The 259-nt window shown below is 55.6% G+C and carries 1 rRNA gene; it reads left to right on the top strand.

What is annotated here, in order from left to right:
• Positions 1-259, top strand: a 16S ribosomal RNA gene (locus HMPREF2886_RS02090); the annotation flags it as partial.

The raw sequence follows: 259 nt of genomic DNA, 5'->3' as shown, positions 1-259 counted from the left end.
AAACCGGAGGAAGGTGGGGATGACGTCAAGTCATCATGGCCCTTACGGCCAGGGCTACACACGTGCTACAATGGTCGGTACAAAGGGTTGCCAAGCCGCGAGGTGGAGCTAATCCCATAAAACCGATCGTAGTCCGGATCGCAGTCTGCAACTCGACTGCGTGAAGTCGGAATCGCTAGTAATCGTGAATCAGAATGTCACGGTGAATACGTTCCCGGGCCTTGTACACACCGCCCGTCACACCATGGGAGTGGGTTGC

The sequence above is a fragment of the Pseudomonas sp. HMSC066A08 genome (assembly GCF_001813025.1).
Lineage (GTDB): Bacteria > Pseudomonadota > Gammaproteobacteria > Pseudomonadales > Pseudomonadaceae > Pseudomonas > Pseudomonas aeruginosa.
The sequence above is the reverse complement of the archived record's forward strand: the minus strand, read 5'-3'. Positions and strand labels throughout refer to the sequence as shown.